Source organism: Pseudomonas sp. (assembly GCF_037994325.1).
In the GTDB taxonomy this organism is placed as follows: Bacteria; Pseudomonadota; Gammaproteobacteria; order Pseudomonadales; family Pseudomonadaceae; genus Aquipseudomonas.
On sequence record NZ_JBBNAH010000166.1, the window covers coordinates 1 to 1,522 of the forward strand.

A 1,522-nucleotide genomic window follows, 5' to 3' on the forward strand; every position below is an offset into this window, starting at 1 on the left:
GACGTTTCCGAGCCCACCGCAATCCCTTCCGGCTTTAACTCCAGCCACTGTTCTTGCTGAATCGCGCGGTATTTGCGGTAGTGGCGGCGGCTGTTGTAGGGCACCCAGATAAAGTGGCTGACGAGGAACAGCAGTGTGCCGCCGAGGAGCCCGCCGAGAGTTCCGGCGGTAAAGTCTTGGAGGAACGTTGCGCTGAACAGACCGCCAAGCGCGCCCAGGCTGGCGATGAGAAGCACCAGTGCGACGCGGCGTTTGCGGGTGGGGATGGCGGAGAGTTTTACGGCGGCGACGTAGTCTTCTTCCGTGATTCGGTAACTTACTTTCATCCGTGAATCTCAACGTTGGGGAGTGGCGAAACGTTGGCGGCATTAAACGCCGACGAGCTGGCAGCGCTCAAGCCCAGGGGGTGAAAAGGTGGGACTGGTTGGCAGGGTTTAGGCGTTGAATGTCGGTCGGCTCACTGGGCGATAAACGCAAAAAACGGGGCGCTGTTTGGGCGCTCCGTTTTTTAACTTTTATTAAGGCGTTTGTTAGTGCCCTTTTGCGGCCGTTTCAATTAGCTGCGCTACGGCTTTGGGGTTTGAAATCATCACTACATGGGAGGCGCCTTTGACTACAACAGTCTGCTTGGAGTGGCTGCGCTCGGCCATAAATTTCATGGCTTGGGGCGGGATGTTTTTGTCGGCGTCGCCGTATACCCAGTAGGAGGGAATGGTTTTCCAGGCGGGTTCGCTGGCGGCTTCGTTTAGGGCCACGTCGGTGATGGGGCGTTGGGTGGCGGCCATCAGTTGGGCGTCAGCTTTGTTTACGTCGGCGGCGAATTGGTCGTGGAATTTGGCTTGTTGGATGTACAGGTCATTGCCGCCTTCTGCCAGGGCAACCGGTGTCGCCAAGGTTGGGCCGAGGGTGCTGCCGGGGTATTTGCCGCTGAGGGCGACGGCACTTTCACCGACGTCGGGGGCAAAGGCCGCTACGTAGACCAGGGCTTTGACGTTGGCTTGGCCGTAGGCCGCTTCGCTGATTACTGGGCCACCGTAGGAGTGACCGACTAATACCACTGGGCTCTGGATGCTTTTGAGCACAGAGGCCACGGATTGCGCGTCCGTTTTTACGCTGCGCAGTGGGTTGGCGGCAGCGACTACTGGGTAGCCGTCTTTTTCCAGAATTTTGATCACGCCATTCCAGCTTGAAGAGTCGGCGAAGGCGCCGTGCACCCGCACGATGGTGGGTTTGTTGTCGGCCAGCGCCGAGGTGGTGACAGCCGCAGACAACGCCACGCTGGCGAACAATTTAGTCAGTTTCATAAACGGGTCCTTCCTTTAAGTGGGGTGCGGTCGCGGCAGGTTGCCGCGACGCTAAGGGGTGATGGCGCGTGCTTATTTGCTCGCGGTCAGGGCGTTGTAGCTGGTGAACAGGTTGCGGTAGTCGGGAATGTGGTTGGCGCACAGGGTGCCCAGGCCTTCGATGTCGTTGCGCCAGTCGCGGTGCAGCTCACAGGCCACGCCAAACCAGTTCATCAGTT

2 protein-coding genes and 1 pseudogene are annotated in these 1,522 nt (G+C 58.9%); all 3 read right to left on the bottom strand.

Features of this window, described 5'->3' with window-relative positions; all coding sequences use genetic code 11:
* A partial coding sequence (locus AAAB16_RS05625; protein WP_340662453.1) for a hypothetical protein occupies positions 1 to 326 on the bottom strand: 326 nt, incomplete at its 3' end.
* 204 nt (positions 327 to 530) lie between these two features.
* Positions 531 to 1,304, bottom strand: coding sequence for an alpha/beta hydrolase (locus AAAB16_RS05630; protein ID WP_340662454.1), 774 nt, complete (start codon positions 1,302 to 1,304; stop codon positions 531 to 533).
* A gap of 72 nt (positions 1,305 to 1,376) precedes the next feature.
* A pseudogene (locus tag AAAB16_RS05635) lies at positions 1,377 to 1,522 on the bottom strand (hydrolase); the annotation flags it as partial.